The organism is Caulobacter sp. P1_B12_2, assembly GCF_056406675.1.
Genome location: NZ_JBFTZS010000386.1, coordinates 1 through 4,479, shown reverse-complemented (window position 1 = coordinate 4,479; position 4,479 = coordinate 1). Strand labels below are relative to the sequence as shown.

The 4,479-nt window shown below is 69.5% G+C and carries 7 protein-coding genes; 1 reads left to right on the top strand and 6 read right to left on the bottom strand.

All coding sequences use genetic code 11. The features are described from left to right. From AC1DZ6_RS19770 to AC1DZ6_RS19755, 4 genes are all read right to left on the bottom strand, one after another. Window positions 1-89: hypothetical protein (locus tag AC1DZ6_RS19770; RefSeq protein ID WP_477098846.1), on the bottom strand; the 89-nt coding region annotated here is incomplete at its 3' end. A 120-nt stretch (window positions 90-209) separates the two neighbouring features. Further along, the gene (locus AC1DZ6_RS19765) at window positions 210-440 is read right to left on the bottom strand and encodes an aa3-type cytochrome c oxidase subunit IV (protein ID WP_477098845.1); all 231 of its coding nucleotides are present in this window, start codon (window positions 438-440) and stop codon (window positions 210-212) included. 60 nt (window positions 441-500) lie between these two features. Further along, entirely contained in the window at window positions 501-1,535 is a 1,035-nt protein-coding gene (locus AC1DZ6_RS19760; RefSeq protein ID WP_477098844.1) for a glycosyltransferase family 9 protein, read from the bottom strand. 75 nt (window positions 1,536-1,610) lie between these two features. Further along, the gene (locus AC1DZ6_RS19755; RefSeq protein WP_477098843.1) at window positions 1,611-2,078 is read right to left on the bottom strand and encodes a hypothetical protein; all 468 of its coding nucleotides are present in this window, start codon (window positions 2,076-2,078) and stop codon (window positions 1,611-1,613) included. A 109-nt stretch (window positions 2,079-2,187) separates the two neighbouring features. On the opposite strand from AC1DZ6_RS19755, the gene AC1DZ6_RS19750 reads away from it, so the two are divergent. Further along, a complete protein-coding gene (locus tag AC1DZ6_RS19750; protein WP_477098842.1) occupies window positions 2,188-2,793 on the top strand; it encodes a TetR/AcrR family transcriptional regulator in 606 nt (201 codons plus the stop codon). Window positions 2,794-2,796: 3 nt separating this feature from the next. On the opposite strand, the gene AC1DZ6_RS19745 is transcribed toward AC1DZ6_RS19750, so the two are convergent. Next, window positions 2,797-3,735: an alpha/beta fold hydrolase gene (locus AC1DZ6_RS19745; RefSeq protein ID WP_477098841.1), complete on the bottom strand. Its 939-nt coding sequence runs from the start codon at window positions 3,733-3,735 to the stop codon at window positions 2,797-2,799. A gap of 3 nt (window positions 3,736-3,738) precedes the next feature. Next, complete coding sequence (locus tag AC1DZ6_RS19740) at window positions 3,739-4,212, bottom strand: PaaI family thioesterase (RefSeq protein WP_477098840.1); 474 nt, start codon at window positions 4,210-4,212, stop codon at window positions 3,739-3,741. Window positions 4,213-4,479: the final 267 nt, after the last annotated feature.

Below are 4,479 nucleotides of genomic sequence, written 5' to 3'. Positions count from 1 at the left end.
GCCAGCTTCTTCACGGTCTCGGGCGTGGCCGCGACCCGGGTTTCACCACCGCGGGTCTCTTTCGTGACGGCGATAACGGCCATCGGCATACCCCTCCCAAGAGCGCAATTTGCTTAGACAAGCTTGCGCGTCTCTCTAGGGGATGTTCTTGCCCGATGTCGAGCCTTACGCTCGCGTCATCGGCAAAAAAATGCCGATGTCCACCGGTGTCAGTGGGCGGAGGCGGGCTTTTCGCGCAGGAACACCACGCCGACCACGGCCAGCACGACGCCGGGAATCACGCCGCCGATGAAGCCGGCCGTAGTGCAGAACCACAGGGTGATGGTCAGCAGCAGGACGGCGATGGCCAGCGAACCCCACTTGGTCATCTTGCCAAAGGCGTCGAAGGTCGCGGACTGTTCGTGGATGTCCATCTCACCGCGGTTGTAGTCGCCGGCCATGTCAGTTTCCTAGGTCGAATTAAAAAACGCCCCGCCGCTTACAACGTGCGGGGCGCGGGCTCAAGCCGCCGGGATGTCGCGGTTGGCCCAGGCCTCGTCGGTGAACCGCGTTCGAACAGCCCGGGCGGCCTGATCGACCGAAATGTCGGCGATTCGCCCTTCCCCGCCGTCGAGGCGCGAGAGCCAGCGCGAATAGGCCGGCACGGGGCTGGTGCCCATCAGGCCGACCGCAGGGCGGCCGACCGAGGCGGCGACGTTCAGCGGCCCCGAGTCGTTGCCCAGGAACCCGGCCGACAGGGCGATCAGGGCGGCGGCCTGGTCCAGCGGCAGGTCGCAAGCCAGGACGTCGCGGCCGGTCAGGGGCTGGGCGTCGATCGCGGGCTTGGCGCGCGAGGCGTCGCTGGGGCCGCCCAGCCAGAAGACGGTCGGGAACAGGTCCGCCAAGGCCGTGGAGACGGCGGCGAACCGCTCGGCGGGCCAGGTGCGCGCCGGCTCGCTGGCCCCGACGCCCATCACCAGCCAGGGCCCGGGCCGCCCCTCGCCTTGGGCCCCGAACCGCGCCTTGACGGCCGCCACGGCCTTGGGGTCGAGCCGCAGGTCGGGCTCGCGGCTGTCGACCTTGAGCCCGTGCAGGATCTCGAAGGCCGCCAGCTTGTCCAGGCGATGGTCGGGCCGCATGGCCTTGGACAGGAACGGCCCCTGCAGCCATTGCTCCTGGCTCTTGTGGCCCAGGCCGAAGCCGCGTCGCTCAGGCACGCCGGCCAGCCAGGCGGCCTGGGCCGGACGGCCGATCTTCTCCAGGATCCACACGGTGCGGGGCTTCACCTCGCGGCAGATGCGCCAGAAGTCGAGAACCTCCCGCACGCCCTTCAGCGATCCGGTGAAGTGGCGGGCATAGACCACGCCGCTGATCGACGGCTCGACCGCCAGCACCTCGGCGGCCCGGCTGGACGGCCGGGCGGCCAGCACCACCCGCCCCTCGGGCGTCTGGGCCGCGATGGCCCGGAAGGTCGGCAGATGCCACATCAGGTCGCCGATCCCGCGATCGGGCGCGTAGACGAGAACGGGGCCGGCGGGCTTGGCGGTGGAGCTCATGCGACCGGCTTAGCGGGCGCTCGTGATGTTGTCATCCAGCCCCACCCCACAACCGTCCAGATCAATCCTTCCGGATCAGGCCACCGGCGGGGGCCCGGCCGCCAGCATGGCCCGCCAGTTGGCGATGGTCATGCTGGAGCGGTACTCGTCCTGCATCTCCGGCGTCAGCAACTCCATCATCTGCCGACCCTCGATCCACAGCTCGATCACGCCGAACATGCCGCCGCGCTTGCGATACTTGGCCGGCCAGCCTTCGCGGGCGGCGATGGCCAGCACCGCACCGCTGTCCAGATGGGTGGCCAGGGCGCCATGGGTCGGGGTGAAGACGTCCCGGCCGGCGGCCTCGCCATAGGCGTCGGCGTCGCCGTCGGCTTCACGCAGCACGGTGTCGGCCGGATAGACCTCCAGGGCGCTGCCGCGCTCGTCTCCCGCCATCACGATCCAGCCGTCGTCGCTGACCGGCGGGAACGGCAGGGCCTCGCCGCCCCAGAACTCGGCGATGACGCCGGCGACGTGGCGCGGATCCTTCGCCGCGATCGACATGTGAAATAACATCGGTCTTCCCTTCGACTTGCAGCGGCGTTCTAGAAAGTGGCACAATTTGTGTCAACTTGAATTTGACATTTTTTGTGCCAGATCCTAGCCAGGGAGCATGACCGACGCCCCCGCCCCGCCCCGTGCTCGCGACGCCAAGAAGGACGAGGTGCGCACGCGCATCACCGACGCGCTGATCGAACTGCTGGCCGAGGGGGTGGCCGACCTGAACCACGACGTCATCGCCGAGCGGGCCGGCGTCGGGCGGCGCACGGTCTATCGCTACTTCCCCGACCGCGAGGCGTTGATGCAGTCGGCCTGGGACCGGGTCACGGGCCTGGCCGGGCCCGAGGTGACCTTCCCGCGCTCGGAAGCCGAGATGCTGAGTTCGCTGGAGCCGATCTATACCGGCTTCGACAAGATCGCGCCGTTGGCCACCCTGGTGCGGTCCACGCCGCAGGGCCGCGCGGTGCGCCGCTCGCAGAACGTCCGGCGGGTGGCCAGCTACACGGCGGCCGCCGCGGAGGCGGTCAAGGCCCTGCCGCCCGAGGATCAGAAGCTGGCCACGGCCGTGCTGCAGGTGCTGCACACCACGCCCTGGCTGGAGATGCGTGACCACTGGGGCCTGGGCGGCCAGGACATCGCCAAGGCCATGGGCTGGGCCATGCGAACCCTGCTCAAGGACTTGAAGGAAAGAGGCGGTCGGCCGCTGGACGAGGATTGAGACCTAGGCCCACCCCGCCAGCAGACCCCGCAGCCCCGCCACGAAGGCCAGAGGCTGGTCCACCATCACGTGGTGATCGGCGTCCGGAATGGCGACGCGCAGGACGGCGTCGGGCATCTCGCCGAACATGTAGTTCAGGGTCTCGGCGTGCATCAGGGCCGAGCGCTCGCCCCACATCAGCGCCGCCGGGCAGGCGATGCGCGGCAGCAGTTGGCCCAGGTCCGGCATCGAGAACCGCTGCCAGATGGCCGGGTCGAACTTCCAGGTCCAGCCGCCCTCGACCTGCTTCAACGAGCCCCGGGCGATGTGGTCGGCGATGTAGAGGTTCTCGCAGCCCTGCGGCGGGGCCAGCCGGAAGCGGCTGAGCGCCTCCTCCAGCGTCGCATAGACCCGGTTGGCGGCGTCAGGGCGCGACGGCGGGCCGCGCCAGCGCTTCTCCGGCGGCTGGATGCTGCTGTCGACCATGACGATCCCGCGCAGGCGGTCGGCGTGCTCGACGCCGCAATAGAGGGTTGGGAAGCCGCCGAACGAGTGGCCGACCAGGATCGGCTTGGTCCCGCCGGCCTCCAGCTGGGCCGCCTCGACCGCCGCGAAGATCTCGGCGGCGAAAGAGGCGGCCGAATAGGCCGGCCGCCAGTCCGAGCCGCCCATGCCCGACCACGAGATCGCCGCCACCCGCCAGTCCCCCCCAAGCGAAGAATGGGCGAAGAACGGCGCGATGAAGCTCCACCAGTCGGCGTGGGCGCCGTTGCCGTGCAGGAACAGCAGGCCCGGCTTGCCGACCTCGCCCCAGGTCAGCAGCTCGATCTCGGCGCCCTCGACGGGAATGCGCGAGCGCTCGGGCGCGACGGCGATCGCCGCCTCGAACCAGGCCGGAGCCGGCGGCTTCTCGCCATGGAACGGGCCGAGCAGCGAGGTCGGCGCGGGACGATCGTCCGCCATGGCTCAGGCCTCCGCCTTGAAAGCGACTTCGCCAGGCCTGGGCGCACGGGGCGACAAGGCCTTGAAGACGCCGGTGCCGGTCATCAGCGTCCGTTCGCCGGCCCAGATGCGGCCGCGCACGGTGAACACCAGATCCTGTTCGGAGATCAGCTCGCCCCGGCCTTCCACGAAGTCGCCCAACTGCGCGCCCGACAGGAAGTCGCAGTTCAATCGCACCGTGACCCACGAATACGACTTCTGCAGGGAGATTATCCGCCCCCAGGCCATGTCGGCGAAGCTCATCAGCATGCCGCCGTGGCAATTGCCCAGGCCGTTGGTGTGGTGCTCCTCGACGCGGAAGCCCAGGGTCGCCTCGCCCGGCCCCGCGCGTTGTTCGTACAGCGGTCCGATCTGCCGGCCGAAGCCGCGCGACCAGTTGAGCTGGCTATAGCCCTCGGGAATGGCGGCGGCCTGGGCGTCTGTGAGATCGTCGGACATGGGTAAAGTCTAACGAGCGTTTGAACCGTGGCAAGAGCGACGCTGGGGAAGCTTTCGACCTGCGTGTAAGGACGAGACAGTGACCGGCGTCTAACCTTCTGAAAACGGGGTGGACCATGGGCGGCAGGCGACAGGAGGACGAGGCTTTCGCGGCATGGCTGGCGCCGCACCTGGGCGCCCTGCGCCGGGTGGCCCGCGCCTTCGCCGAGCCGGCCGACCAGCACGACCTGATGCAGGAGCTGATGCTGGCGGTCTGGCGGGGGCGGC

Coding starts and splice junctions, on each gene's coding strand:
- AC1DZ6_RS19755 (WP_477098843.1), bottom strand. CDS start 2,078: ATGTCGATCGCGGCGAAGGATCCGCGCCACGTCGCCGGCGTCATCGCC.
- AC1DZ6_RS19740 (WP_477098840.1), bottom strand. CDS start 4,212: ATGTCCGACGATCTCACAGACGCCCAGGCCGCCGCCATTCCCGAGGGC.
- AC1DZ6_RS19765 (WP_477098845.1), bottom strand. CDS start 440: ATGGCCGGCGACTACAACCGCGGTGAGATGGACATCCACGAACAGTCC.
- AC1DZ6_RS19760 (WP_477098844.1), bottom strand. CDS start 1,535: ATGAGCTCCACCGCCAAGCCCGCCGGCCCCGTTCTCGTCTACGCGCCC.
- AC1DZ6_RS19750 (WP_477098842.1), top strand. CDS start 2,188: ATGACCGACGCCCCCGCCCCGCCCCGTGCTCGCGACGCCAAGAAGGAC.
- AC1DZ6_RS19745 (WP_477098841.1), bottom strand. CDS start 3,735: ATGGCGGACGATCGTCCCGCGCCGACCTCGCTGCTCGGCCCGTTCCAT.